This is a genomic window from Gordonia sp. NPDC003504 (assembly GCF_053587995.1).
Genome location: NZ_JBSFPC010000005.1, coordinates 254,235 through 278,447, shown reverse-complemented (window position 1 = coordinate 278,447; position 24,213 = coordinate 254,235). Strand labels below are relative to the sequence as shown.

The window sequence follows — 24,213 nt, the reverse complement described above, 5'->3', positions numbered from 1 at the left end:
TGACACACCGGAGGTACTGCCGATGAGAGCGCGGGCGCGGGGGCTGCGTCGCCGATTCACCGGGGAGGACCTTTCCGAGGGTCCCGACTACGCTCTCGTCGGCGTCGTCCGCATCCCGGAACTGCAGCAGAGCCCGGGCCGTGCCATCGGCAAACGTGTCGTCTTCGCGCTCATCGCCCTGTTCTTCACGGCCGTGCTGGTCTACCTCGATCGTGACGGTTACCGTGATGTGCAGCCGAATCCGCTGTCGTTTCTGGACGCGATGTACTACTCGGCGGTCACGCTGTCGACCACCGGCTACGGTGATATCACCCCGTACACGCCGTCGGCGCGCCTGATCAACCTGCTCATCATCACGCCGCTGCGCGTGCTGTTCCTGATCGTGTTGATCGGTACCACGCTCGAAGTGCTGACCGAACGTTCCCGTCAGGCCCTCAAGATCCAGCGCTGGAGGAACAACTTGCGCAATCACACCGTCGTCATCGGTTATGGCACCAAGGGACGCACCGCGGTGGACGCGATGATCGGCGACGGCATCAAGCCGGCCGACATCGTCGTCGTCGACGCCAATCCCACCGTTCTGGAGGCCGCGGAATCCGACGGCCTGGTGACGGTGCGCGGCGATGCCACCAAGTCCGACATCCTGCGGCTCGCCGGCGTGGCGCACGCGGCGAGCATCGTGGTGGCCACCAACCGCGACGACACGGCGGTGCTGGCGACCCTGACCGCGCGGGAGATCAATCCGCGCGCCAAGATCGTCGCCTCCATCCGGGAATCGGAGAACACCCACTTGATGCGTCAGTCCGGCGCCAACTCGGTGGTGGTGTCCTCGGAGACGGCGGGCCGACTGCTCGGCATCGCCACCATGACACCGTCTGTGGTAGAGGTGATCGAGGACCTGCTGACACCGGACGCGGGGTATGCGATCGCCGAACGTGAGGTCGACCCCACCGAAACCGGTGGCTCCCCGGCACATACCCGCGACATCGTGCTCGGCGTCGTCCGCAACGGGGTCCTGCACCGCGTCGACGACAGCGAGGTCGAACAGATCGAGGTGGGCGACCGCCTGCTCTACATCCGCAAGAGTGCGGGCGACTGACATGGGTGAGTTCGTCTTCGATCAACCCCCGCTGCTGTCGCGTGGCACCTTCGACCGCGCCGACGAGATCCGCGACGATCCGGCGCGGATGGCCTCCGGATGGCCGGCGGCGCTGGTCCTGCCGATCGGACCGGACGGCCGGTACCCGGTGACCGACGAACGCGGGTTGGCGTGGCGGCCCGCCGCCGAATTCGGTGACGCGCCACCGGAGGACGCGGTGTTCCTGGCGCACACCGACACCGACCTGTGGGCGCTGCGGGTCGACTCGCTCGACGGGCGGACCGCCGATCCGCGACGCGGTGCGGCCCGGCTGTCGGCGGATGAGGCGGGCCTGCTGGCCACCGCCCTCGGAATCCTGAATTGGCATGCCGCCGCCCGCTTTTCGCCGGTCGACGGTGGTGTGACCAGACCGGCCCGGGGTGGCTGGGTGCGTCGGCACGTCGAGACCGGCGCCGACGAGTTCCCGCGCACCGATCCGGCGATCATCACCGTCGTGCACGATGGTGCCGATCAGATCCTGCTCGGTCGTCAGGCGGTGTGGCCGGAGCGCTGGTACTCGACCCTCGCCGGTTTCGTCGAGCCGGGAGAATCGTTGGAGCAGTGCGTGATCCGGGAGGTGCACGAGGAGGTCGGGCTCACCGTCACCGAGCCCCGCTACCTGGGCAGTCAGCCGTGGCCGTTCCCGCGGTCGCTGATGCTGGGCTTCAGCGCACTGGCCGATCCGGCCGAACCGCTGCGGTTCCTCGACGGCGAGATCGGCGACGCCGTGTGGTTCCACCGCGACGAGGTGCGTGAGGCACTCGCGCGCGGCGACGAGTGGATGCGGGGCGATCCGGTGCCCGACGACGATTCCGGGCCCCGGCTGCTATTGCCCGGATCCATCTCGATCGCTCGGTCGCTGATCACAGCGTGGGCCGGCCACGAGGTCTGAACCGGCGGCGGACTCGTGCCGGCGGTCCCCCGTCCGGAACAGTTCGGCGGAGGGTGGTGTTATGGGTGCCATGAGTGACACGACGTCCAACGCTGCCCTGACGATGTACACCACGAGCTGGTGCGGTTTCTGCGCCCGACTCAAAACCGGTCTGCGCAGTGCCGGTATCGAGTGGACCGAGATCGACATCGAGGCCCATCCGGAGGCCGCCGAGTTCGTCGGCAGTGTCAACGGCGGCAATCACGTGGTGCCCACGGTTCTGTTCGCCGACGGCAGCACCGCCACCAACCCATCGGTCAACGAGGTCAAGGCCAAGCTGGGGGCGTGACGCTCCTCCCGCGATGACATGGGGTGGGCGTGGGGTGTGGATGGGCCGATGCCGGTGTCGGTGTCGGCTGACATAGTGGAGGCGTGCCGCAACGCTCCACCGACTCCGCTTCCGGGCCCTCAGCTCCGTCCTCCGGCGGGATCCTCGACGGTCTCGATCCCGAGCAGCGCGAAGCGGTGCTCGCGCCTCGGGGTCCGGTGTGTGTGCTGGCCGGGGCAGGCACCGGCAAGACCCGCACCATCACCCGGCGTATCGCCCATCTGATCGACGCCGGTCAGGTCAATCCCTCGCAGGTGCTGGCGGTCACCTTCACCGCGCGCGCCGCGGGGGAGATGCGAACCCGGTTGCGCTCCTTGGGAATCGGTGCGGCGGGCCCGTCGGTGTCGGCGCAGACCTTTCACGCCGCCTCACTGCGGCAACTGCGCTACTTCTGGCCCCGGGTGTTCGGCGACGCCCGGTGGGAGTTGCTGGACAATAAGTTCCCGCTGATGGGACGTGCCGCCCGACGGGCCGGTCTGGGGACCTCCACGGACACGGTGCGTGATCTGCTCAGCGAGATCGAATGGGCCAAGGCCTCGGTCATCGGTCCGGAAGGGTATGTGGCCGCCGCCGCGCGGTTGCAGCGCGAGACGCCGGCCGCGCCCGAGCAGGTCGCCAAGGTCTATGCCGCCTACGAGGACTCGAAGGTGTCACCCGAGGGTGACCGGCTCCTCGATTTCGACGACCTGCTGATCTACATGACGCAGATGATCGACGTCGACCCGGGTGTGGCCGAGGAATTCCGTTCGCGTTACCGCTGTTTCGTCGTCGACGAATACCAGGACGTCACCCCGGTGCAGCAGGGCCTGCTCGACGCGTGGCTCGGGGAGCGTGACGATCTGACCGTCGTCGGCGACGCCAATCAGACGATCTACACCTTCACCGGCGCCCGGGCCGACTACCTCCTCGATTTCCCGCGCCGTTTCCCGGAGGCGACGATGGTCCGGCTGGTGCGGGACTACCGGTCGACGCCACAGGTGGTGGGCCTGGCCAACCGGGTGATCGGCGCCGCGCACGGCCGGATCGCGGGCACCCGTCTCGAACTGATCGGACAGCGGGCAGCGGGGCCGCAACCGCGGTTCGTCGATTACGACGACGAGCCGGCGGAGGCCGCCGCCGTCGCGCGACGCATCAAGAAGCTGATCAACGACGGTGTCTCGCCGTCGGAGATCGCGATCCTCTACCGCGTCAACGCGCAGTCGGAGAATCACGAGCAGGCGCTGACCGAGCAGGGCATCGCCTATCAGGTGCGCGGTGGGGAGGCGTTCTTCACACGTACCGAGGTGCGGCAGGCGATGCGGCAGCTCGGGGTGGCCGCCGAACGCGGGGTCCGTGACGGCGTCGACGTGCCCGACGTGGTGCGCGCGGTACTCGGCGAACTCGGGCTCACCGACGAGGAACCCACCGGCGCGCAGGCCAAGGCGCGGTGGCAGTCGCTGAAGGCGCTGGTCGAGCTCACCGACGACATGGTCGCCGAGAATCCGGATCTGACGTTGAGCAACGTGGTCGCCGAATTGCAGACCCGTTCGCAGGCCCGGCACCCACCGACGGTGCAGGGTGTCACGTTGTCGTCGTTGCACGCGGCCAAGGGCCTGGAGTGGGATGCGGTGTTCCTGGTGGGGCTGACCGAGGGGTCGCTGCCGATCAGCCAGGCGATCAAGGGATCATCGGAGGCGGTCGAGGAGGAGCGTCGGCTGTTCTACGTCGGTGTCACCCGGGCCCGGGAACATCTGCAGGTGTCCTGGGCGACCGCCCGCAACGAAGGCGGCCGGGCCCGCCGCCGTTCGCGGTTTCTCTCCGGTCTGATCCCCGACGATTCGCCCGCCTCGCGGATCGCGCCGGAACGCAGACCCCGCCGCGGTCCGACCTGCCGGGTCTGCGGCTCCCGGCTGATCGACTCGACCGCCACCCTGCTGGGTCGTTGCGAGGGATGCCCTTCCGATCTCGACGACGATCTGCTCGTCGCCCTCAAGGAGTGGCGTAAGCGGCGGGCCGCGGAGAACGATGTGCCGGCCTTCGTGGTGTTCTCCGACAAGACGCTGCTGGCCATCGCCGAGCAGCAGCCCACCGACGACGATTCTCTGGTGGCAATTCCGGGGATCGGGGCGAGCAAGCTCGACAAGTACGGCGCCGACGTCATCGAGATCGTCAAAAGTGCAGGTCAAAAATAGGTTGTGCGGAATGTGGCGGCACCCTTAGGCTGGTACGCACATCAGCACGGGGAGTGGTCGTGTGCGCCGAACGGGCGGGCCGAATCCCAGCGGATGCGACAGCAACAGTCATCATCGAGACCGAAAGGAGTGGATCAGTGAACGGAATCATCGTCAACGCTGCGGAACAGAAGTGTTCTGCGCAGCCAAGCACGTACGCGCATCGAGACCGCTTCTGGCTCGATGCACGTTGCTCGCATCGTGCCGCCCTACCGACCGGCGCCATCGCCGTACCGGCAGTCGAGATGCCACTGACCGCACCCGCGGCCATCGCAGCTCGAGCGAGCACGCGGTTCCCCGTACATTTCCGCAGATCGAGACGCTAGAGTAGCGTCAGGTTTTCGGCCACGGGCGAATCGCATCAAGCGAACCCGTGGCCTTTTTTGTTGTCCGCCTTGACATCACCGTCGGGGCGACTCCGCCGGAGGCTCGGGTCAAACAATCCGATGAAACCGATCACGAGGTGGAGAACAGTTATGACGACCGAATGCGTCCTCGACTCCTGTATGCCGGCCGACGGTGTCGCCGCCCTCGGCGCTGACGCGGTTGGCCGTGCCCCCGAACTGCCCTGCCAGGTCACCGACGCCGATCTGTGGTTTGCCGAGGATCCCCGCGACCTCGAGCGTGCCAAGGCATTGTGCGTCGACTGCCCGCTGCGCGAGGTCTGCCTGCAGGCCGCGCTCGAGCGCGCCGAGCCGTGGGGCGTGTGGGGTGGCGAGATTTTCGACCGCGGCACCGTGGTGGCGCGTAAGCGTCCGCGCGGCCGTCCGCGCAAGAATGCGGCATGAGACACCGGCTGTTTCCGAGGTCATGATGACCCGGGGACGGCCGGTGTTGTTCGTCAGAACTGACGATGCTGATCACGGGTATGCGCGGAAGCGCACCGACCATTCGTTGGTTTCCACGCTCGCCGAGGCGGATCCGGCGTCGCACAGTCGGCCGACGAGGTCGTCGGGGGACACCGGCACGCAGACGTCGTCGGTGTGCAGAGCGCGAAAGTCGGGGCCGTCGAGCGAGTCCGACCCGATGAACACCCCGGTCGGGGAGACCACTCTGCGGGCCTCGGCGAACAGCAAGTTCTGCCGGTCGACTCCGGGGACGTGATGCAGCATCGTCATACACACGACGGTGTCGAACCATCCGGCGGCCAAGCCGGTTTCGGCACCGTCAGCGCAGATCACCTCGATCCCGCGATGGTCGGCGAATCGGCGGGCGAGGGCCGCCGCAAGATCGCCATCGATCTCGACCGCGACCAGGTGTGGTACCACCTCGGCGAGTACCTCGGTGGTCCGTCCCGGCCCGGGACCGAACTCGACGACCCGCTCACCCAGCGACACACCGTCGATCGTCCAGGGAACGATCCACTCCCGCACTGCCTGAGCCCATTCGGTGCTCGCGCACAGGTCCAGATGTGCCCGGTTCATGTGTCCGCCTTCGCGTCGTAGTGCACGGCCCCCACCACATTTCCGGCGGGATCGGCCAGAAAGATCAGGTGGCCGACCCCGGCAATGGTGTGCCGATCGAGAACGACGTCGCCACCGGACGCACGCACCCGCCGCGCGATCTCATCCACGTCGTCGACCGCGAAGGTGGCCTCGACCCCGTTGACGGTGCGCCCGCCGAGTTTGCGACGCTGCTGCAAGGCGCCGGCGATACCGTCGGCGCCGGTGTCGATCGCGTAGAAGCCGGGCGGGCCCCATGCGGTGAACGACCACCCGAAGACGCTCTCGTAGAAGCGGCGAGAGCCCGCGACGTCGTCGGCGTTGAGGGAGAAGTGGGCGAGGTTGGCGGACATGATCCCAGTGTCGCAGCCGATCAGCCGTCACACCTTCGATACTCTGTCGAATTATGTCGTCAATCCGCCACGATCGCGATGTACTGGTGCGGGGATATGCGGTGACCCACCCGGCCGGTCGCGCGCAGGTCGTCATCGAACCAGGGTGGGACCAGATCCTCTACACCGCAGGTGGTGTCATGACCGTCGCCACCGAGCACTCCCGGTGGTCGGTGCCGGTCGGGCGAGCGGTGTGCGTGCCCGCCTCTGTCGATGCCGTCATGGACAATCAACGTGGTGTCCGGGTGCGGGCGCTGTACTTCCGGCCAGACCCGGGCCCGGGGCAGTACCCCGACATGACCCGCGTGCGAGCCATCCACCTGTCGTCCTTCGGGCGCGAACTGCTCGACCACATAGTCGCAGCGGCGCCGCTCGATCGTCGCGATACGGTCGGTCGGGCACTCGTGACGGTGCTGATCGATCAGATCGATCGGCCGGAGCCGACCGGTCTGCAGCTACCGCTGCCGTCCGGAGACCTCGGAAAGCGACTCATCGACAACGCTTTTCACGATCCGGGTGTGTCCGTCGCGCAGCTGGCCCGATCGGCGTCGGCATCGTTGCGGACCGTGGAAAGACTGATCGCCCGTGACACCGGGCTCAGCGCCGGCCTGTGGTTGCGACGCGCGCGAGTGCTGTCGTCATTGGAGGTACTGACCGAGACCCGGTCGGTGACCGAGGCCGCGCACGCCGGTGGATACTCGACGCCATCGGCATACATCGTCGCGTTCACCCGGGAGCTGGGGATGACCCCCGGGCGCTACATCGCCGACGACGGTCCCGCAGATCTGACCCGTGCTCACGCCAGGCGGGGAACCCACTCCTCCATGATCGAGCGGTAAGGGGCCTCGGCGTCGAGCTGCGCCGCGATACCCACACAGCCGGCCAGGACCCGGAACACCATCACGTACTGCTTGGGCACATTGAGATGCCGTGAGGTCTTGTACACCTCACCGCGCACGTCGGTGGCCTGACCGGCCGCCCGCTGCAGCCACTTCCGGGTGAAGTGGAAGGACTCGGTGTAGAGCGGATCGACGTAGGGACGCAGGTAGGCCTGCAGATCGGCGGCGCTGACCTTGTCCACCTGGGAACGGAGGATGAACCCGGCCGCCACCATGTGTTCCTTGAGCTCGTCGTACTCTTTGTCACGCGCGAGCCGCAGGATCGGTCCGGTCTCCGGCGGCAGGCCGTTCGGATAGTGCCCGACGGCACCGAAGTCCAGCGCCCCGAACCGGCCGTCGGTGGTGATGAAGAAGTTGCCCGGATGGGGATCGCCGTGCAGCAGACCCGCGCGGAACGGTGAGCTGACCTCGAAGGTCGACATCAGAGCGGCGGCCCGGTCACGGGTGGCCTTGTCCCCGTTGGTGATGATCCGGGACAGGGGTGTGCCGTCGAGCCACTCCGACACGATGACCTTGGGGGAGCTCGCCACCACCTTGGGGATGACGAAGTCCGGATCGTCGGCGAAGGCCTTGGCGAAGGCGCGCTGGTTGTCGGCCTCACCGAGATAATCCAGCTCGGCCTCGGTGCGGTCGATGAGCTCGTCCATCATCGACTTCACGTCGGTGCCGGGGGAGAGCTTCTGCATCAATCCCGACATCCGGGACAGGGTCTTCAGGTCGGCCTTCAGTGCGTGGTCGGCGCCCGGGTACTGGATCTTGACGGCGACCTCGCGGCCGTCCGACCACAGCGCCTTGTGCACCTGTCCGATGCTGGCTGCTGCGGCCGGTTCGTCGGAGAAGTCGCGGAATCGCTGCCGCCACTTGGTGCCGAGTTGCTGATCGAGAACCTTGTGCACCTTCGACGCCGACAGCGGCGGTGCCTCCGCCTGCAGCTTGGTGAGGGCATCCCGGAACGGTTCGCCGAACTCGTCTGGGACCGCGGCCTCCATGATGGACATCGCCTGGCCCACCTTCATGGCCCCGCCCTTGAGCTCACCGAGCACCGCGAACAGTTGTTCGGCGGAGCGCTCCAGGAGTTCCTGGTTGACCTCATCCTTGTCCTTGCCGACCATCCTCTTGCCGAGGCCGGCGGCCGCCCGACCGGCCATACCGATCGGCAACGAGGCGAGCTTTGCGTTGCGGCGACCTTGCCCCCGCGTGATGTCGGTCATAGTGTCCTTTCCCCCACTCAGAATAGAGGACCGCCGGCGGTGATCGTCCCGCTAGTGCATCGACACAGCGGATGCGGCAACCACGTCGTCGATTCGATCCTCGGGGGAGCACCGTGCAGGTGCATCATCCGGTTGATCAGGTGCGGTGGAGCGGCGTCGGCCGCCGACGACGCGGCCGCGAGTTGCTCGATCTGGTCGTGCGCCAGGGCCGCGGTGGCCCGGGCGATCGCCGTCGACGCATGCCCGCTCACCCGGTTCAGTTGGGCGGCCAGGACCGGCCAGGCGGCGTCGCGGTCGGTGCGGTGACGGTCGGCGCACTCCAGGCAACTCGACAGCCCGGGCAGGACGAGCGGACCGATGAGGCCCGTCCCGTCGCGCAGACGCACCGGCAGGTGTGGTGTCCGGGAGCGCATCAATTCGTCGGTCACCCACGATTCGTGCACCAGATGATCGGTCAGGATCACCAGGTTCGGGACAGCGGCGGTGACCGCCGTCGGCGGCGTCTCGGGGGCGTCGTCGGGATGCACGCGGGTGGCGTCGGGGTGCACGCGCCGTCGCGCGGTACGCACCGTCGGGAAACCCGCGTCGGCGAGCGAGGTTGTCAGCAACTGCGTCAACACCCCCGTCCCGTGGACCCGGATGCGCAGCGCACGGCGCGGGTGCCGCGGCGCTCCGGCGTGTGCCTTCTGCTCGGACACGAGCCGGTCGAGGATCGCCGCGAACTCCGCACGGGTCAGTCCCGCATCGACGAGATCGGAGAACACCTCGGCCGGGGTGCGGGACTCGTGCAGCGAATCCAGCACCGCCGCAACACTTCTGCCGGATACCGTCGGGGGTAATCGGAGGATGAGTGCAGTGTGCGGATCGCTGCCGACGTGCACCTCGTTGCCCGGGCGCAGCAGCACCGTGACGCCCTCGCGGAGCACCGGCAGGCGTGCCGCGCGTCGTCCCGTCGCAAGCGGATCCGCTGTCATGGGGACACTGTGCCATCCGGATGCCCCGATCACCCGCGCCGAGCGGGGTTATCCACAGCGCGTGCGAACAGCGGTGCCGGGATCAGTGCTGAGGCGTGTCGTCCCCGTCGCCGGTGTCCTCGCCCGAACCGTCGGTGTCACCGACGGACTTGGGGTCGCCGGAGCCTTCCGCGTCGGCGGCGAAGGACTTCTCGAGTTCGGCGATCGCCGAATCGATCTCGGAGGTGTCGCCGCCGATCACGCGATCGATGAAGCCGGCCGGCGCGTCGAGGTCGTCACTGTCGGGCAGCAGATCTGGGTGTTCCCACACCTTGTCACGAGTCGGGATGTCGGAGGCCTGCTTGAGCGAGGCCCACAACGCCGATGCCTCACGCGACTTGCGCGGACGCAGTTCCAAGCCGACGAGCGTTGCGAAGGTCTGCTCTGCCGGGCCGCCGGTGGCGCGGCGGCGACGGATGGTCTCGGTCAGCGCGGCCGTGCTCGGAATCCGGTCCGAGAGTGCTTCGGTGACAATGTGTTCGACCCAGCCCTCGATGAGGGCGAGGAGGGTTTCGAGGCGTTCGAGGGCCGCCTTCTGTTCGGGTGTGGTGGTGGGCTCGAACGATGCCGACGAACTGATCAGTTCCTCGAGCTTGGACGGATCGGCCAACAGCTGCGTCGGATCGATACCCGCGGTGGCGTCGGTGATCCCGGAGAAGTCGATGCTGATGCCACGGGCGTACTCCTCGACGGTGGCCAGCAGCCGCTGACGCAGCCACGGCACGTGGGTGAACAGCCGCAGGTGGGCCGCCTCCCGTGCGGCGAGGAAGACGATGATCTCCTGAGCGGGCAGGTTCAGACCGTCGGCGAAGGACGCGATGGCCTCGGGCAGGAGCACCGCGGTGCCCTCCGGGGCCAGCGGCAGGCCGATGTCGGTGGAGGTCAGCACCTCCTTGGCGAGCTGGCCGAGGCCCTGGCCGAGTTGGGTGCCGAAGGCCATGCCGCTCATCTGCGTCATCATGCCCATCATCGGGCCGGCGAACTGGGCGGCCTCCGGTGGCAGGTTCTGCTCCCAGGTCCGCGAGATCTGTGCGGCCACCGGATTGCACAGTCCCTTCCAGGTGGGCAGCGTCTCGTCCAGCCATTGCACCGGCGTCCAGGCGACGGCCTTGCTGACGCCGCCGGGCAGCGTGGTGACGTCGTCGAGCCAGACGTCGGCCAGGCGCACCGCGTCGGCCACCGCCTTCGTCTCCTTGTCGAGGACCGGGGTGAAATTCCCGATCTGCTGACGCGCGAGCTTCGCGGCGAGTTCGTAATTGACCGGGCCACCGGCGGACGGGCCGGTCATCGACGTCCCCATCCCGCTGAGCATGCTGCCCAGCTGGCTGAACATCTGGCCGAGCGCGGCGGGATCGAGGCCGGCGGACGGATCGAAACCCTCTCCGCCCATGGCGAATCCGAAGGGATTCTGCGCACCGCCCGACGCGCCGGCGCCCGAATCGCCGCTACGGTCGGGGTTCTTGTCCTTGCCGCCGTCATCATCGGAGGCGGACGAGAATCCGAAGGGCAAATCACTCATGAGTCCACGGTACCGCCACCATCGCCGGGTGTGGCCCTGGAGCGGTTTCGCCTTGAGCGTAGTTCGCGCAGGTCGGTGTTGTGGGCCGTGCGCCTCGGACCTCGTGTGGTGTGCCCTAGGGTGGTCGGAATGACAGGGCTCTCCTCGCGCCGCACCTTCACCGTGGCCGTCACCGCTCTCGTGATGCTGGTGTTTATCGTGGTCGGCACCACCGTCCAGGTGCCGTTCGTCGCGCTCGGACCGGGCCCGACAGTCAACACGCTGGGCACCATCGATCTCGACAACCGAGAGGTGCCGGTCGTCGAGATCGCCGGAGCGCGAACCCATCCGACCGACGGACATCTGAATCTGACCACCGTCTCGGTGAGCGACGGGCTGTCGTTGTTCGGTGCGCTCGGGATGTGGTTGTCGGGGACCTATTCGGTGCAGCCACGCGAGACGGTGTTCCCGCCGAGTCAGACGACCGAGGAGACCCAGCAGCAGAACACCCAGCAGATGACCGACTCGGAGGGCAGTGCGACGGCCGCGGCCCTGCGGTATCTGAACAAGCCGACCGCACTGGCGGTCGCGGTGGTGGCGCCGGATGGCCCGTCGGCGAAGGTGCTCAAGGCCAACGACGTCATCATCTCGGTCGACGGAACCGCGGTGGCGACCACCGAGGACCTGCAGAAGGCGGTGCGCACGCACAAGCCGGGTGAGCAGATCCCGTTCCGGATCCGCCGCGACGGCACCGAGTCCACCGTGACCGTCACCGCCGCCGCGCGTCCCGGCGAGGCCGACGTCGCCTACATCGGCGTCACCCCCGAGGTGCGCAGCGCCGACCCCGGACTGCGCATCACCTACAACGTCGGCGAGATCGGCGGGCCGTCGGCGGGACTCATGCTGAGCCTGTCGGTGATCGATAAGCTCGGCGGCGATTCGCTGACCCACGGCAAGTTCATCGCCGGCACCGGCACCATCGACGACGACGGCGACGTCGGTCCGATCGGCGGCATCACACACAAGACGCGTGCCGCACGTGACGCCGGTGCGTCGGTGTTCCTGGTGCCCGACGAGAACTGCACCGAGGCGAAGTCCGACGCCCCGGACGGTCTCGAACTGATCAAGGTGAGTTCCCTGACCTCGGCCGTCGACGCCCTCGACACGATCGGTGCCGGCGGGTCGGCGCCGCACTGCTGAGCGGTACCGGGCAGTCCGGCCCGACCGCTTGATCCTCCCGGTCGCTCAGTCCTCCAGCGCCGCGGCGAGCGCCGCTCGGAGGTCCGTGGCGAGGTCGGGGTGGGTCCGTAGTTCGCGTACCTGATCGGCGTCGTCGGGTTCGAGTTCGAGCAGCGCCAGCGTCGGTCCGCCGCGCAGTGCGCCGACCGCGAGCCGGGCGCGACGCGCATCGGGATGGTCGTGTGCCAGCTCGTCGCGGGCGTCGGGTGGCAGCACCGTGATGTCGACGACGACCGCCGCCCCGACAACCGGCTCCTGCCACGACGCCGTCGACAGGAACTCCTCCAGCGCGGCGAACGGGTCGTCCTGATCGGCGGTCTCCAGGGGTTCCTCGGCGATCGGACTGAGCACGGAATCGTCATCGGCGTCGACGACCTCGGGATGCAACGCGGCCAGTACCTCGGTGGGCACCAGCGCGAACACCGTCGGAGACTGACCCCATCGGTGCGGCGTCAGGAATCCCAGCGCATCGCGCAGGGTGCGACCGAGATCGTCGGGGGAGAAGCGGTGGGGCTGCGACATGGTGCACCCATCATGCCGTGCGCCCGGATGTCGTGTGCCGGATGTCGTGGCCGGGGCCGCGCCGGGAACTCGATCCGCGTCCGTGCCGTTTCCTCCGATGAGCGGCGTCACAGCTGCCCGGTACGGTGACCGGGCGTCCTCGTGGCGGGCACCAGTACAGTGGGGAACCACATCGCAGGGACTCGGCACAGCCGGTTGACGTGTGTCCGTATTGAGAATATTTGGAGAGTGGATCAGGTGGGCGTACGCGGGCCGGCAGGACTGCCGACACTGTCGCGCAGGAGCAAGATCGCCATCGGCATCGCGGTGGCGCTGCTGATCATTCTGTTGGTGGGGCCGCGCATCGTCGGCATCGCCACGGACTGGTTGTGGTTCTCCGACCTCGGCTATTCGAATGTGTACTCGACCATCCTCTGGACACGGGTGCTGCTGTTCCTGATCACCGCGGTCGTCGTGGGGCTGCTCATCTTCGGCGCCATCGCGATGGCCTATCGGTCGCGACCGGTGTTCGTCCCGACGTCGGGTCCGAGTGACCCGCTGGCGCGATATCGCGCCGTGGTGATGGGCCGCGTCCGCTGGTTCGCCATCATCCCGCCGGTGCTGATCGGCGTGCTGGCCGGACTGGTGGCGCAGGGGTCGTGGGTCACGGTGCAGACGTTCCTGCACAGCACCGACTTCGGCGTCACCGACCCGCAGTTCGGACTCGACATCAGTTTCTACGCGTTCGAGTTGCCGTTCATCCGGTTCATCCTCAACTTCCTGTTCGTCATCATCGTCATCGCGTTCTTCGCGAACCTGATCACCCACTACCTCTTCGGTGGTATCCGTCTCGGCGGCGGCAGTGGGTCGCTGACCAATCCGGCGCGCATCCAACTCGCGGCGCTGGCCGGCACCTTCCTGTTGCTCAAGGCGGTGTCGTACTGGTTCGACCGGTATCAGCTGCTCTCCAGCGATCGCAAGCAGGACATCTTCTCCGGTGCGAGCTACACCGACATCAATGCCGTCCTGCCGTCCAAGCTGATCCTGATGGCCATCGCGATCATCTGTGCGTTGGCGTTCTTCGCGGGTGTGGTGCTCAAGGATCTGCGTATTCCGGCGATCGCGACGGTGCTGATGTTGCTGGCGGCGCTGCTGATGGGGGTGGGCTGGCCGCTGACCATGGAACAGTTCTCGGTCAAGCCGAACGCCGCACAGAAGGAAGCCGAGTACATCAGCCGCAACATCGCGGCGACGACGGCCGCGTACGGTATCGAACCCGACAAAAACGTGGATTACCAGGAGAATTGGGGTGCGACGCCGCCGAGTGCGGAAGCCGTCAACACCGACGAGCCGACGTTGTCCAACATCCGCATCCTCGACCCGAACGTGATCGCGCCGACGTTCAATCAGCGTCAGTTCCTCAAGAACTTCTACGGGTTCCCGTCCCAGTTGGCCATCGACCGCTACACCGTCGACGGACAGCAGCGCGACTTCATCGTCGCGGTCCGTGAACTCGACCCCACCAAATACGGTGACCAGCAGCAGAACTGGCTCAACAAGCACACCGTCTACACCCACGGCAACGGGTTCGTCGCGGCACCGGCCAATCAGGTCGACGAGGCCTCCGACGACACGTCGGCCGGCGCCAGTGACCGCGGCGGACTCCCGGTCTTCTACGTGAGCGACCTGCAGAGCATCCGCGATCCCCAGTATCAGGAGACGGCGCCGATCAAGGTCAGCCAGCCGCGCATCTACTTCGGTGAACTCATCGCCAATGTGACTCCCGATTACGCCATCGTCGGTACCTCCGGCGGCGACCGAGAGTACGACGAGGACGGCCGCACCTACAGCTACACCGCCGATTCCGGTGTCTCCCTGAGTAATTGGTTCGTGCGCGCGATGTATGCGGTCAAGTACACCGAACGCAACTTCCTGCTGTCGGATGCCATCAACAGCAATTCACGGATCCTCTACAACCGCGACCCGCGGGACCGGGTCAAGCAGGTCGCGCCGTGGCTGACGGTCGATTCCAAGACCTACCCCGCGGTGATGGCCGACGGGTCGATCAAGTGGATCGTCGACGGCTACACGACCCTGGACAATTACCCCTACTCGCAGTCGACGTCGCTGCAGGAGGTCACCACCGACGCCCAGGACCTGATCAACAATCAGGCCCAGCGCACGCAGGCCAACGAGCAGGTGTCCTATGTCCGTAATTCCGTGAAGGCCACCGTCGACGCCTACACCGGCAAGGTGACGCTGTATCAGTTCGACGACACCGATCCGGTCCTCAAGACCTGGATGAAGGTGTTCCCGGGCACGGTCGAACCCCGCTCGGAATTCGACAAGAAAGCCGATCTGGCGGCGCATGTTCGTTATCCGGAAGATCTCTTCAAGATCCAGCGCGAACTTCTCGCGAAGTATCACGTGACCGATCCGACGGCCTTCTTCCAGAACAACAACTTCTGGTCGGTGCCGCCGGACCCGAGCAATGAGGACAATGCGAATCGTCAGCTGAACCAGCCGCCGTATTACTTCACCGCACGCGAACCCCGTGGCGGTTCCGGGTCCGGTTCACAGTTCCAGTTGACGACAGTGTTCACCGGATTCCGGGAACGAAACCTGGCCTCGTATATGACTGTTTCGTCCGACCCCGGGACCTATGGGCAGATCACGGTGAAGGTGCTGCCCGCCGATCGGCAATCGGGTGTCGGACCGATCCAGGCGCAGGACAACATGAAGTCGGCCGGTGCCGTGGCCTCGGACCGAAAACAGTTGGAGGGCACCACCAAGGTGACCTACGGCAATCTGCTGACCCTCCCGGTCGGCGGTGGCGGCATCTTGTACGTCCAGCCGATGTACACCGAGGTCGACTCGGGCGGCGGCGTGCCGAAACTGCATCGCGTTCTCGTCTACTACAACGCCGCGGCCGCGCAGCCGAAGGTCGGGTATGCGGCCACCGTGGCGCAGGCCCTGCAGCAGGTGGGCATCAGCCCGGAGGATGTGACGTCGCCGCTGGGCGGGGAGCCGACCACCGGCACCACCGAACCGGAACCGACGACGCCGACCACACCCACCACCCCGACACCGACGACCGGTGACACGGCGCAACGCGACGCCGCGGTGAAGGCGATCGGAGATGCGCTGGCGAAGCTCAGGGATGCGCAGAGCAACGGCGACTTCACGGCGTACGGGCAGGCACTCGATCAGCTCAATCAGGCCGTCCAGACCTACGAGAATCTGGGTGGCGGCAACTGACATGAAGGCCCCGAATGTGGTTGCGCTCACACGTGTTTGCCCAGTTCAGGGCCGATACGGGAGGCGATTTGCATCCGCTGGGAACCACCATGTAACGTGGTATTCACCAACGCGGGGTGGAGCAGCTCGGTAGCTCGCTGGGCTCATAACCCAGAGGTCGCAGGTTCAAATCCTGTCCCCGCTACCAAAGAAATAATGTTAGAACCACGGTCCTCAGGGGCCGTGGTTCTTTCTTTTTCCCACGGCATGGCACCTCTGGGGCGTTCGACGGTCAGGAACCCGGGGATGCGCGCGTGTGGGGCGGTTCTACGGGCACGGGTCGGTAGGTCCCGTCCGGTCGCCGATCCACCTCTGTCGCGCTTCTCGGTGACCTCTGTCGTGCCGATGAGGTCACTAGTTCTAACGACGTTGTTCTGCTCTCGCTTCCGTTCGGCGGCCAGAGTCGCGGCCAGATCGTCGTTCATGAGCAGTTGGTATGCCGGGGTCAGGTCGCTGGCGACGATGTCGTCATCGTGGACGTAGAGGCGCGTGAAGATGCTCTGGTTGAGGTCGCGGCGCGACTTTGTGTCGGCTGACAAGTAGTGCTCGTGGGCATTGCCGAGAAGCTCCAGGCAGCCTTCGAGTTTGGCGGTGAGGTGGGATTCCTGGAGATCGAACTCGCCGAGTTTCTCCTCTGCCTTCGCGCGCTCGGCTGCGATGCGTGCCTGTTCGGTGCGGAGTTCGGGTGTGCCGATTGCGTCGGCATAGAACGCTTCAAGTAGCTTGCGGCTCTCCTGTTCGAGCTGCTGGAGCCGTTCGGACGCTACCTGTCGATTCTGTGCGGCATCGGGGAGCAGAACGCGCATGTGGTCGAGGACGAGCCCTCGGATCGCGGTGGTCTGTTTCGGGCTGAGCGTAACGGTCTGCCAGTGAGCAGTCACGAGGTCTTCGAGGTGCGGCGCTTGGATGGCGCGAAAGGTGCAGCCGTTCTTGAGTCGTTGGCGTCCGAGGCAGTAGAAGTAGTCGTAGACGGTGCCCACCCGATTGCGGGTCTTCTCGAATGTGAGGGGTTCGCCGCATTGCCCGCAGTAGACCGAGCCCTTCAAATAGTGATTGTGCACGCGCGGCTTCTCGCGGCTCTGGTGGCGGGCCTGGCGGACCCGCTGGACCTCAGCGAAGAGCGCTTCGCTGACGAGGGCTGGGTGGCTGCCGGGGTACTCGACACCTTCGAACCTGACCGCACCCGTGTAGTAGCGGTTCTTGAGCATCGACGTGATGTGCGAGTGCGCGATCGGCCGGCTGGGGCGATTGGGCCGGGTCACGGTGGTCACACCGCGCTTGTCGAACTCGTCTTTGATCATCCCGGCTGTCCACTCGCCGGTGGCGTAGCGTTCGAACATCCAGGTGACCCACTGGCCGCGCTCGGGGTCGATGACGACGGTCTTCACTTCTCGGCCGTCGTCGGTGCGGCTGCGGCTGTTGAGGTAGCCGAACGGTGCCATGCCTGGAGTGCCGCCACCCTTTGCTTTTTGGAGCATGCCTTTCCGGGATTCGGTGGCAAGGTTGCGGCTGTAGAACTCGGCGATTGAACTCATGATGCCGTGGAGCAGCATCCCGCTCGGCGTCTCGTCGATATTCTCCGAGCAGGAGACGAGCTGGGCGCCGACAGAGGTGAGCTGCAAATTGATCTCGACGTCGTCGACGCGATTGCGGGCCAGGCGGTCAACCTTGTGCACGATGACGTACTGGATCTTGTGTGCCTTGACGTAGTCGAGCATCTTCTTCAGCTCCGGGCGATTGGCTGAACGGGCACTCTCACCGGCATCGACGAACTCTGCGACCGTCACCGCGTCCAGTGACTGCGCCTTGCGGAGGCAGGCCTCGCGCTGGGCAGGAATCGAGAAGCCCTCGGCCTCACCGCCTCGCTCGGCTTGATCTTTCGTGCTGACGCGGAGGTACTGCACCGCCAGTGGCTTGATTCCGAGCGAGGGTGCGGCGGTCATGCGTAGCTCCGTTTCCGTGTTGCGCGGGGTGCGCGGATGAACTTCTGGCGCTCGTAGCGGTTGGTGCGGATAGGTCGGGCGCAGCGGCTTGCAAGAGGTGCATCGTCGGTCTTGTCGAGCCCAGTTTGTGCGAGACGGACGCGAATGGCTGGTTCGCTGACGCCGAAGTGGGATGCCAGGTCGGCGACACGCTGGATGCCGTTGCCCCAGGCCGCTTTGAGTGACCGCTTGGAGACAAGGGCACACCCAGCGAAGTAGTCGGCAGCGGCCTCGGCCTGCTCGGCCGCGGTCATCTTGTGGGTGGCGCGGTAGAGCTGAGCTGTATGGCCGTGGTCGATGATGTGCTTGAACTCGTGCAAGAGCGTGAAGCGTTGGCGAACGGTGGGTTCTCTTGCGGAGAGCACGATCACCCACTGCTGACCGTTCCAGTAGCTCATTCCGGAGACCGGGATGCGCTCGCGGATGACGACGATGCGGGGCAGACCGGTGATGTGTTGCTCGAGGATGCCACGTTCGTCAGCGATCAGATCGGCGAGCTTGGCAGCCTGGATCTCGGCGGTCCGCAGTGCTTCGAGGAAGCTCGCCTCGCGCTGCGGGATGACAGCCCGGAGGCTCGTCAGTACTGATGGTTTGTAAGTATGTGTCATGGTGAGCCTCCTTTCATAGTGGGCTGTGGTTATTCTCTTTCGTCTTCTCCGTCGTGCGGTCCGCTAGGGTCGTATCCGTGCTTCGCTGCAATTCGTGCGAAGCTCGCTTCCATTTCTTTCGCTGCCGATTCCGGGAGATCTGAATACTTGCTGCGAAGGTAGGGAGATAAGCTCGGCAGTGTTTTCGGTTGGACGTAGCCCGCAAGACTGAACAAGTCGGAGAGTTCGAGACCCAGTACGTCTGCCAGTGATTTCAAGGTCTCTGGCCGCGGCTGGGGGATGTCACCACGCTCGATACGCAGGACGTTGGAGTCAGTCATGCCAGAGCGGCGAGCGACTTCTTTGATGGTCAGCTCGAGCTCGTTCCTACGCTCTTTGAGCGCCATTCCGAGTTTGACTGCGTTAGTGGTATTTGCCATGGTGATTATCTCCGATTTCTTCATTTCCTTATTTCTATTTTATTCCCAAAATTGCATAAATGCAGTACTGAAATCGTTGTAGAATCGGCGAGGTTTTCCTTACCTCTGTGCAGATTTGTCGAGGGATGGTGGGGAGTCAGGGAGCTGCTGGCTGCAGCTCGACCCGACTCCCCGGTTGTGGATAGGGTGACTCACTCCTTGGGTTGACGGCCCCGCGAAGTTGCTCGCTTGCTGGTGCCGAACAGGGTGGCGATGGCGTCGCGCTGTTCGGCAGCTTCGCGGTCGATCTCGGCGGTCAGTGCTTCGGCCTTGGCCGCGATCTCGGGATCGGCTGCCAGCGTGGCGATGCGGTTCTCGATCGCGTCACGGATGGTGTCCGTGAGCGACACGCCACTGAGTTTGGCCAGGATCGACAAGCGAGCGTGCTGTTCGTCTTCGAGACGAATTGCCAGTGTTTTCATGAGTCTCCTGCTCCTTCCTGAAGGTTTGTTTCCGGGTGTCCCGGTCACCGTCTTCGAGGTGGTGCGGCCGGTGAGCGGACTGCTCACTGGGACGGCCGCAGTCTCTCGACGACGGGTGACCGGCTGCCTTAGATCACCCGGAAGAGCCAGACCTTGCCGTCGGGTGCGTTCTCGATGTGGACGTCGCCACTGAGCTGTAGGTCGCGGGCGAATCCGTCGTAGTCGAACTGGATATAGGCACGGAGGTCGGCAGGTACCTCACGGTCGAGCGTCTCCTCGATGCCGCTGCCTTCGAGCACCTCGCGGGCCCACTCGGCCGGTGAGTCGTAGGTGCCGATGAAGCAGTCATCGAACTGGGCGAGCATGTCGGGATTGCCGTCGTGGATCTCGGCCCAGGTGGCGAACGCGGGGCCATGTTCGGCGATGCCGCGAGCGACGTTGGCAACCTGGTCGAGCGAGTCGTACTCGCCGACTTGGTAGTCACCGAAGTCGTCGTAGTCAAAGATGCCCCATTCCTCGGCGTCCGGCTCGTGCGATCCGGCCAGGATGCGATCGACAGCCGGCTGCAGGTCGCTTGGGTCGGCGGCGGCGTCAAGCCAGTCGCCCAGGAGTCGCCCGGCGTTGTAGTCGGCCAGGCTGCCGACCCAGATACGGGGGTGGAGTTGTGGGGTTGATTCGTCCTCGTGATGTGGTTCGTGTTCTTCATGGTTCATAGCACCTCCTTTCGTTTAGTCGGTTTAGTTGTGTTGGGCTGCAGGGCGGTTCGAATGCGCTGTTCGGCGATATCGACGTACCGGGGGTTGATCTCGATTCCGAGCCAGTCGCGCCCAGTACGAGCAGCCACAACAGCCGTGGTGCCTGAGCCGATGAAGGGATCGAGGACGAGACCGGGTTCGGCGGGTGCATCACAGGTGCAGCTTGGGCGTGGTGGTCTCCGGTGTGCCTGATTGCCGCGTCGCACAAGCTGTCGTATCCAGGGTGCTCGGCAGTGCGAGCACCGCAGTCGTGGAGAGCCAGCCAGAATCATGCGCTGGACAAGGGCTTCCGGGTAGGTGGCGATGTGGCTGCTGCGGAAGTTGCTGACGCTCATCGCCCAGACATCACCGGGGTTCTTGCCGAGCGGATGGCCGACTCGTCCGCTGGCTCGGAGATTCAGCAGACCGCGATCGCTGTGGGTGTTGGGCCCGCGTCCCGCTTTCTCGACGCGGGTCGCTGGTCGGGGTGACCGTCGTGGTGGTCGGGAGACGTGCGGGATGCGAATTTCGTCGAGGTCGAAGTAATAGCGCGGCGACCGTGTCAGGAGGAAGATGACCTCGTGCGAGGCAGTGAGCCGGTCCTGCACGCTCGATGGGACTGTGTTGGTCTTGGCCCAGACGATCTTGTTGCGAATTGTCCAGCCGTCCGCGATCAGTTGGAGCGCCAGACGTTCCGGGCCAAGAAGCAAACTCTTGCGCTCGGCGCCTTCTCTGGTGTGGGTGCTGTAGGTGTCACCAAGGTTGAGCCACAGAGTCCCGGTCGAGACGAGGACGCGGGCACACTCGGTGAGCACGGTACGCAGCTGGGTAACCCAGGCGTCGACGTGCGTTTCGAGGCCGAGCTGGTCGTCGTGGCCGTAGTCACGCAGCCGGAAGTACGGCGGACTGGTGATGACGCAGTCGATGCTGGCGTCAGGCACCGTCTTCAACTGTGCGAGCGCATCGCCAGTCAGGACCCGGTTTCGTGGTGGCTCGCTCATTGCAGCCACTCCTGTGCGCTGGCGGCGAAGCCGGCAATCGTCGTTACCCGGTACAGGTTGGGAGTCAGCCGTGTTGAGCGCAGGATGGAGGACTTCACCTTCTCGGCGCGCGTCTGGCCCGTAAAGATCCAGATCACCAGCGGGAAGGCGTGGTGCGCGTCCTGCTCGATGCCGCTGGCTCGGTAGGTCTCGTACTGGCCGCATTTCTTGAGCACGGTCGGGAGTGATTCGGTGCCGAGGTCGACTTCGATGAACCAGCGATCGACGTAGTCCTTTGTCCGAACGACACTGGCAAGGTCCGGCTGCAACAGGCGCCGTTCGCCGCCGGGACCGATGTAGCGCCGCCAGGAGTTGGGCTCGGTCGCCACGTCGGTCGCTTCGACAGCCTCAAGCACGGTCAGATTACGCACGCCGAGGTGGACGTCGGCGACCGCCAAGCAGTGTTGGAGAAAGCGCAGCGACGGTTCATGGCTGCGGTAGGTCTGACCCTCGTCGCGGAGCAGTCGGGCACCGGCCGGAGCCAGTTGCCAGATGCGGGCGGCACTCCCTGCGCGGACTCCACCGACCCGACGCGGTAGCGCTCGGATCAGGGCCAGACGTTCGAGTCGTGCCAGGACGTAGCGGGTGGTGCGGGCGGCCGAGTCGGTACTGCCGTGACCGGTGAAGGCGAAGGACTGGACTTGGTGCGTGGTGAGGTAGCGGTGCTCGTCGATGCGGCGCAGGACCTCGTGGTCACGCTCCGGCATCGCCTCACTGATACGTCGGAGCTCGTCGCGGTCGATTCGTCGCCGTCGCTTGTCCGGCTGCAGTACTCGGGCGCTCTCCGTCGACATCGTCGGCGGAGTATTCGTCCCCCGACCGCGCACGAATTCGCGACTGACCTGCGACGACGATGATGTGGCGGATGAGCCGGCCGGAATAGCGGATGGAATGCCCTGTCCTGGGGTGTAGCTGGTCATGATGCACCCCCTTCTGTGTCGGATCGCTTGGTGCGGCCGAAGGATTCGCGGGGGGATCGGCGTTCGGTGAGCGACAGCAAATCGGCTTCGACGTCACTGAGCGGCTGGCCGTAGCGCTCGCGGGAGCGTCGTCGGATTGACTCGGCCGACCGGACGGGGTCGGGCATCTTCGTGGTGGTGGCACTGACCCATGGGCCGGGCGTGTTCTGGTGCAGGATTTGGGCGTACGCCTGGTATGCGGGCAGCGCTTCGAAGTCGGCGGGTTCGAGCTGGCCGCTGGTGAGATTGGCGAACTCGCGGGCATCGGGGTGGCTGAGTTGAAAGGCGATACGCGTTCTGGCGTTTGCGGTGACGGCTTCGCGGATCGACTTCGGTAACTGGCCGAGGTGCTGGTGCGCCAGGGTGTAGCCGACGCCGAGCCCGCGTGCTTGAGCCAGTGCGTCACCGATATCGCCGGGGAGCCGGAGGTAGTCCTGGACTTCGTCGATCAGGATCGTGACCGGGTGCCGCGACTTTGGTGGCTGTGAGGCCCGGGCGAGGGTCGCGGTCCATAGCTGCGAGACGATCAGGGAACCGAGCAAGGCGGCAGCTTCGGGGCCGATCTTGCCCTTCTCCAGACTGACCAGCAGGATGCGGCGTTTGGTGAATACGTCGGAGAGATCGAACTTCGGACGCCGCTGGCCGAGAATGCCACGTAGGCCCGGACGGAGCAGGATCGGACGAACTCGGCGCAGTAGGGGTGCGGTGGCCTGAGCTTGTTCGTTCTCGCTGAGTCCTTCCCACCACGCCCAGAATCCGCCGAGGCCCATCGGGTCTTCGCGGGTTACCCGGCCAACGATCGAGCGTCGAAAGCCGGGATTGGTGAGCAGCAGCGGCAACATCGCGATCGAAGCGTCACCGCGCCGGGCGAGCGTCAGCAGGCTCGCGTGCAGGACGTCTTGAGTGCGAGGACCCCAAGCGTCGGCCCACAGTGAATGGAACACGCCGAGGATCGTGTCGGCAGCGAGATCGGGATCAGTCGAGCCGACCAGCCCGTTGATGCCGATCGGTGCGGGATCGGTGGCGTCGACAATGGCTATGTCATCGAGTCGAGATTCGTCGGCGCGCTGCAGGATGTCGTCGATCAGGTCGCCCTTGGGGTCGATCACGACAAGTCCGCGCCCCGCCACGATATCGGCCAGAGCAAATTGGCCGAGCAGGTTCGATTTACCGACGCCGGTTGGGCCGGTGATGGCAATTCCGGAGAGTGAATCGCGAACCGAGATGGCGATTGGTCGCTCTGGCTGTGCGGTCGAAACCCCAACTATGCGGCCCTCTTTCGGCGTATTTGCTGAGGTGGGGAGTAGCTTCGGGTGTCGCGATGGCACGCCGGGAAGCGGTGCGGCGTCGCGGTGAGTGATGGGCCAGGCCGTCAGCGCCACGACCTCACTGACGCTCAGCGCCGTCGTCCAGAACCACGGTGCGCGGGCGCGGTCGAATGACGTAGGAGCCACGCGGGTGGCGGTGAGCTGGGCGCTCGGTGCGTTCAATCCGCGAACCGCGGCGATGGCACGATCCGCCAGGCGTCTGGCTCGGTCGTCATCTGCGGCTGTTGCCGCGACACGGATGACGCACCCGAACCGAAACTCGCGGAGCTTGGCTGTGGCGAGTGTGCGGTCACCGCCGCGTAGTTGGTGGGGCGGGAGCTGAGGGGTCTTGCGTGGTCCGAGCAACACTTGAAGGTAGACGCGCTCATGCTGTCCGGCGATCGCGAGAGCACCGAGGAGCCCTCGCGTGACAGATTCAGTGGATTCGTGAGCGAGCGCCCCCCCGACCGCAGACCGTGACCGGACGCGGATCTTCGCCGCGACATCGGCCCGCGGCCCGACTGCAAGCGGCTTGGGATCGTCGACGACAAGACCCGGAAGATGAGTCCGCAGTGCCTCGATCACCTGGTGGCGGCGGCGCATC

General features: G+C 65.8%; 22 protein-coding genes, 1 tRNA gene and 1 pseudogene. 10 read left to right on the top strand and 14 right to left on the bottom strand.

Going from position 1 to position 24,213, the window contains the following annotated elements; translation table 11 throughout:
• Positions 1-22 precede the first annotated feature (22 nt).
• The 5 genes from ACWDPV_RS12490 to ACWDPV_RS12470 all read left to right on the top strand — a co-directional run bounded on the left by ACWDPV_RS12490 (position 23) and on the right by ACWDPV_RS12470 (position 5,395).
• Positions 23-1,099: a potassium channel family protein gene (locus tag ACWDPV_RS12490; RefSeq protein WP_449743215.1), complete on the top strand. Its 1,077-nt coding sequence runs from the start codon at positions 23-25 to the stop codon at positions 1,097-1,099.
• 1 nt (position 1,100) lies between these two features.
• Positions 1,101-2,030, top strand: a complete 930-nt coding sequence (nudC, locus tag ACWDPV_RS12485) for an NAD(+) diphosphatase (RefSeq protein ID WP_449743214.1) — start codon at positions 1,101-1,103, stop codon at positions 2,028-2,030.
• Between the two features lie 61 nt (positions 2,031-2,091).
• Positions 2,092-2,358 carry a mycoredoxin gene (locus tag ACWDPV_RS12480; protein ID WP_449743213.1) on the top strand — a complete coding sequence of 89 codons (267 nt, stop codon included), beginning with the start codon at positions 2,092-2,094 and terminating at the stop codon, positions 2,356-2,358.
• An 83-nt stretch (positions 2,359-2,441) separates the two neighbouring features.
• Positions 2,442-4,568: a UvrD-helicase domain-containing protein gene (locus ACWDPV_RS12475; RefSeq protein WP_449743212.1), complete on the top strand. Its 2,127-nt coding sequence runs from the start codon at positions 2,442-2,444 to the stop codon at positions 4,566-4,568.
• A 515-nt stretch (positions 4,569-5,083) separates the two neighbouring features.
• A complete protein-coding gene (locus ACWDPV_RS12470) occupies positions 5,084-5,395 on the top strand; it encodes a WhiB family transcriptional regulator (protein WP_449743211.1) in 312 nt (103 codons plus the stop codon).
• 72 nt (positions 5,396-5,467) lie between these two features.
• On the opposite strand, the gene ACWDPV_RS12465 is transcribed toward ACWDPV_RS12470, so the two are convergent.
• Both ACWDPV_RS12465 and ACWDPV_RS12460 read right to left on the bottom strand, forming a co-directional pair.
• Entirely contained in the window at positions 5,468-6,031 is a 564-nt protein-coding gene (locus ACWDPV_RS12465; RefSeq protein ID WP_449743210.1) for a class I SAM-dependent methyltransferase, read from the bottom strand.
• Positions 6,028-6,402 (bottom strand): VOC family protein, encoded by a 375-nt coding sequence (locus ACWDPV_RS12460; RefSeq protein ID WP_449743209.1) that lies wholly within the window; start codon positions 6,400-6,402, stop codon positions 6,028-6,030. The genes ACWDPV_RS12465 and ACWDPV_RS12460 overlap by 4 nt, the downstream gene beginning before the upstream one ends.
• Before the next feature lie 53 nt (positions 6,403-6,455).
• On the opposite strand from ACWDPV_RS12460, the gene ACWDPV_RS12455 reads away from it, so the two are divergent.
• Entirely contained in the window at positions 6,456-7,280 is an 825-nt protein-coding gene (locus ACWDPV_RS12455; protein WP_449743208.1) for an AraC family transcriptional regulator, read from the top strand.
• On the opposite strand, the gene ACWDPV_RS12450 is transcribed toward ACWDPV_RS12455, so the two are convergent.
• The 3 genes from ACWDPV_RS12450 to ACWDPV_RS12440 form a co-directional block, all read right to left on the bottom strand.
• Positions 7,238-8,551 carry an ABC1 kinase family protein gene (locus ACWDPV_RS12450; RefSeq protein ID WP_449743207.1) on the bottom strand — a complete coding sequence of 438 codons (1,314 nt, stop codon included), beginning with the start codon at positions 8,549-8,551 and terminating at the stop codon, positions 7,238-7,240. The genes ACWDPV_RS12455 and ACWDPV_RS12450 overlap by 43 nt on opposite strands.
• 17 nt (positions 8,552-8,568) lie before the next feature.
• A complete protein-coding gene (locus ACWDPV_RS12445; protein WP_449743206.1) occupies positions 8,569-9,525 on the bottom strand; it encodes a TOMM precursor leader peptide-binding protein in 957 nt (318 codons plus the stop codon).
• An 82-nt stretch (positions 9,526-9,607) separates the two neighbouring features.
• Positions 9,608-11,083 carry a zinc-dependent metalloprotease gene (locus ACWDPV_RS12440; RefSeq protein WP_449743205.1) on the bottom strand — a complete coding sequence of 492 codons (1,476 nt, stop codon included), beginning with the start codon at positions 11,081-11,083 and terminating at the stop codon, positions 9,608-9,610.
• Between the two features lie 129 nt (positions 11,084-11,212).
• Here ACWDPV_RS12440 and ACWDPV_RS12435 point away from each other — a divergent pair, with 129 nt between their 5' ends.
• A complete protein-coding gene (locus ACWDPV_RS12435) occupies positions 11,213-12,262 on the top strand; it encodes a YlbL family protein (RefSeq protein ID WP_449743204.1) in 1,050 nt (349 codons plus the stop codon).
• Between the two features lie 45 nt (positions 12,263-12,307).
• Here the strand turns inward: ACWDPV_RS12435 and ACWDPV_RS12430 are convergent, their stop codons facing one another.
• Complete coding sequence (locus tag ACWDPV_RS12430) at positions 12,308-12,823, bottom strand: PPA1309 family protein (protein ID WP_449743203.1); 516 nt, start codon at positions 12,821-12,823, stop codon at positions 12,308-12,310.
• 237 nt (positions 12,824-13,060) lie between these two features.
• On the opposite strand from ACWDPV_RS12430, the gene ACWDPV_RS12425 reads away from it, so the two are divergent.
• From ACWDPV_RS12425 to ACWDPV_RS12415, 3 genes are all read left to right on the top strand, one after another.
• The gene (locus ACWDPV_RS12425; RefSeq protein ID WP_449743282.1) at positions 13,061-16,060 is read left to right on the top strand and encodes a UPF0182 family protein; all 3,000 of its coding nucleotides are present in this window, start codon (positions 13,061-13,063) and stop codon (positions 16,058-16,060) included.
• A 110-nt stretch (positions 16,061-16,170) separates the two neighbouring features.
• Positions 16,171-16,247, top strand: a tRNA-Met gene (locus ACWDPV_RS12420).
• Between the two features lie 400 nt (positions 16,248-16,647).
• Positions 16,648-16,821 (top strand): hypothetical protein, encoded by a 174-nt coding sequence (locus ACWDPV_RS12415; RefSeq protein WP_449743202.1) that lies wholly within the window; start codon positions 16,648-16,650, stop codon positions 16,819-16,821.
• Positions 16,822-17,025: 204 nt separating this feature from the next.
• On the opposite strand, the pseudogene ACWDPV_RS12410 reads toward ACWDPV_RS12415, so the two are convergent.
• From ACWDPV_RS12410 to ACWDPV_RS12375, 8 genes and pseudogenes are all read right to left on the bottom strand, one after another.
• Positions 17,026-18,042, bottom strand: a pseudogene (locus ACWDPV_RS12410) (recombinase family protein); the annotation flags it as partial.
• Entirely contained in the window at positions 18,039-18,689 is a 651-nt protein-coding gene (locus ACWDPV_RS12405) for an ImmA/IrrE family metallo-endopeptidase (protein ID WP_449743201.1), read from the bottom strand. The pseudogene ACWDPV_RS12410 and the gene ACWDPV_RS12405, both read right to left, overlap by 4 nt.
• A 29-nt stretch (positions 18,690-18,718) precedes the next feature.
• Positions 18,719-19,132, bottom strand: a complete 414-nt coding sequence (locus ACWDPV_RS12400) for a helix-turn-helix domain-containing protein (RefSeq protein WP_449743200.1) — start codon at positions 19,130-19,132, stop codon at positions 18,719-18,721.
• Between the two features lie 167 nt (positions 19,133-19,299).
• Positions 19,300-19,569, bottom strand: a complete 270-nt coding sequence (locus ACWDPV_RS12395) for a DNA-binding protein (RefSeq protein ID WP_449743199.1) — start codon at positions 19,567-19,569, stop codon at positions 19,300-19,302.
• Positions 19,570-19,697: 128 nt separating this feature from the next.
• Positions 19,698-20,282, bottom strand: a complete 585-nt coding sequence (locus ACWDPV_RS12390) for an antirestriction protein ArdA (protein WP_449743198.1) — start codon at positions 20,280-20,282, stop codon at positions 19,698-19,700.
• Positions 20,279-21,304 carry a DNA-methyltransferase gene (locus ACWDPV_RS12385; RefSeq protein WP_449743197.1) on the bottom strand — a complete coding sequence of 342 codons (1,026 nt, stop codon included), beginning with the start codon at positions 21,302-21,304 and terminating at the stop codon, positions 20,279-20,281. The genes ACWDPV_RS12390 and ACWDPV_RS12385 overlap by 4 nt, the downstream gene beginning before the upstream one ends.
• Positions 21,301-22,137, bottom strand: a complete 837-nt coding sequence (locus ACWDPV_RS12380; protein WP_449743196.1) for a replication-relaxation family protein — start codon at positions 22,135-22,137, stop codon at positions 21,301-21,303. Before ACWDPV_RS12380 ends, ACWDPV_RS12385 begins: the two co-directional genes overlap by 4 nt.
• Positions 22,138-22,259: 122 nt before the next feature.
• A complete protein-coding gene (locus ACWDPV_RS12375) occupies positions 22,260-24,194 on the bottom strand; it encodes a type IV secretory system conjugative DNA transfer family protein (protein ID WP_449743195.1) in 1,935 nt (644 codons plus the stop codon).
• Positions 24,195-24,213: the final 19 nt, after the last annotated feature.

Excerpts from the sequence above, each read along its gene's own strand:
- ACWDPV_RS12400 (WP_449743200.1), bottom strand. The coding sequence starts at position 19,132 with ATGAAGAAATCGGAGATAATCACCATGGCAAATACCACTAACGCAGTC.
- ACWDPV_RS12440 (WP_449743205.1), bottom strand. The coding sequence starts at position 11,083 with ATGAGTGATTTGCCCTTCGGATTCTCGTCCGCCTCCGATGATGACGGC.
- ACWDPV_RS12470 (WP_449743211.1), top strand. The coding sequence starts at position 5,084 with ATGACGACCGAATGCGTCCTCGACTCCTGTATGCCGGCCGACGGTGTC.
- ACWDPV_RS12385 (WP_449743197.1), bottom strand. The coding sequence starts at position 21,304 with ATGAGCGAGCCACCACGAAACCGGGTCCTGACTGGCGATGCGCTCGCA.
- ACWDPV_RS12460 (WP_449743209.1), bottom strand. The coding sequence starts at position 6,402 with ATGTCCGCCAACCTCGCCCACTTCTCCCTCAACGCCGACGACGTCGCG.
- ACWDPV_RS12450 (WP_449743207.1), bottom strand. The coding sequence starts at position 8,551 with ATGACCGACATCACGCGGGGGCAAGGTCGCCGCAACGCAAAGCTCGCC.
- nudC (WP_449743214.1), top strand. The coding sequence starts at position 1,101 with ATGGGTGAGTTCGTCTTCGATCAACCCCCGCTGCTGTCGCGTGGCACC.
- ACWDPV_RS12405 (WP_449743201.1), bottom strand. The coding sequence starts at position 18,689 with ATGACACATACTTACAAACCATCAGTACTGACGAGCCTCCGGGCTGTC.
- ACWDPV_RS12455 (WP_449743208.1), top strand. The coding sequence starts at position 6,456 with ATGTCGTCAATCCGCCACGATCGCGATGTACTGGTGCGGGGATATGCG.
- ACWDPV_RS12390 (WP_449743198.1), bottom strand. The coding sequence starts at position 20,282 with ATGAACCATGAAGAACACGAACCACATCACGAGGACGAATCAACCCCA.
- ACWDPV_RS12490 (WP_449743215.1), top strand. The coding sequence starts at position 23 with ATGAGAGCGCGGGCGCGGGGGCTGCGTCGCCGATTCACCGGGGAGGAC.
- ACWDPV_RS12435 (WP_449743204.1), top strand. The coding sequence starts at position 11,213 with ATGACAGGGCTCTCCTCGCGCCGCACCTTCACCGTGGCCGTCACCGCT.
- ACWDPV_RS12480 (WP_449743213.1), top strand. The coding sequence starts at position 2,092 with ATGGGTGCCATGAGTGACACGACGTCCAACGCTGCCCTGACGATGTAC.
- ACWDPV_RS12430 (WP_449743203.1), bottom strand. The coding sequence starts at position 12,823 with ATGTCGCAGCCCCACCGCTTCTCCCCCGACGATCTCGGTCGCACCCTG.
- ACWDPV_RS12395 (WP_449743199.1), bottom strand. The coding sequence starts at position 19,569 with ATGAAAACACTGGCAATTCGTCTCGAAGACGAACAGCACGCTCGCTTG.
- ACWDPV_RS12380 (WP_449743196.1), bottom strand. The coding sequence starts at position 22,137 with ATGTCGACGGAGAGCGCCCGAGTACTGCAGCCGGACAAGCGACGGCGA.
- ACWDPV_RS12465 (WP_449743210.1), bottom strand. The coding sequence starts at position 6,031 with ATGAACCGGGCACATCTGGACCTGTGCGCGAGCACCGAATGGGCTCAG.
- ACWDPV_RS12445 (WP_449743206.1), bottom strand. The coding sequence starts at position 9,525 with ATGACAGCGGATCCGCTTGCGACGGGACGACGCGCGGCACGCCTGCCG.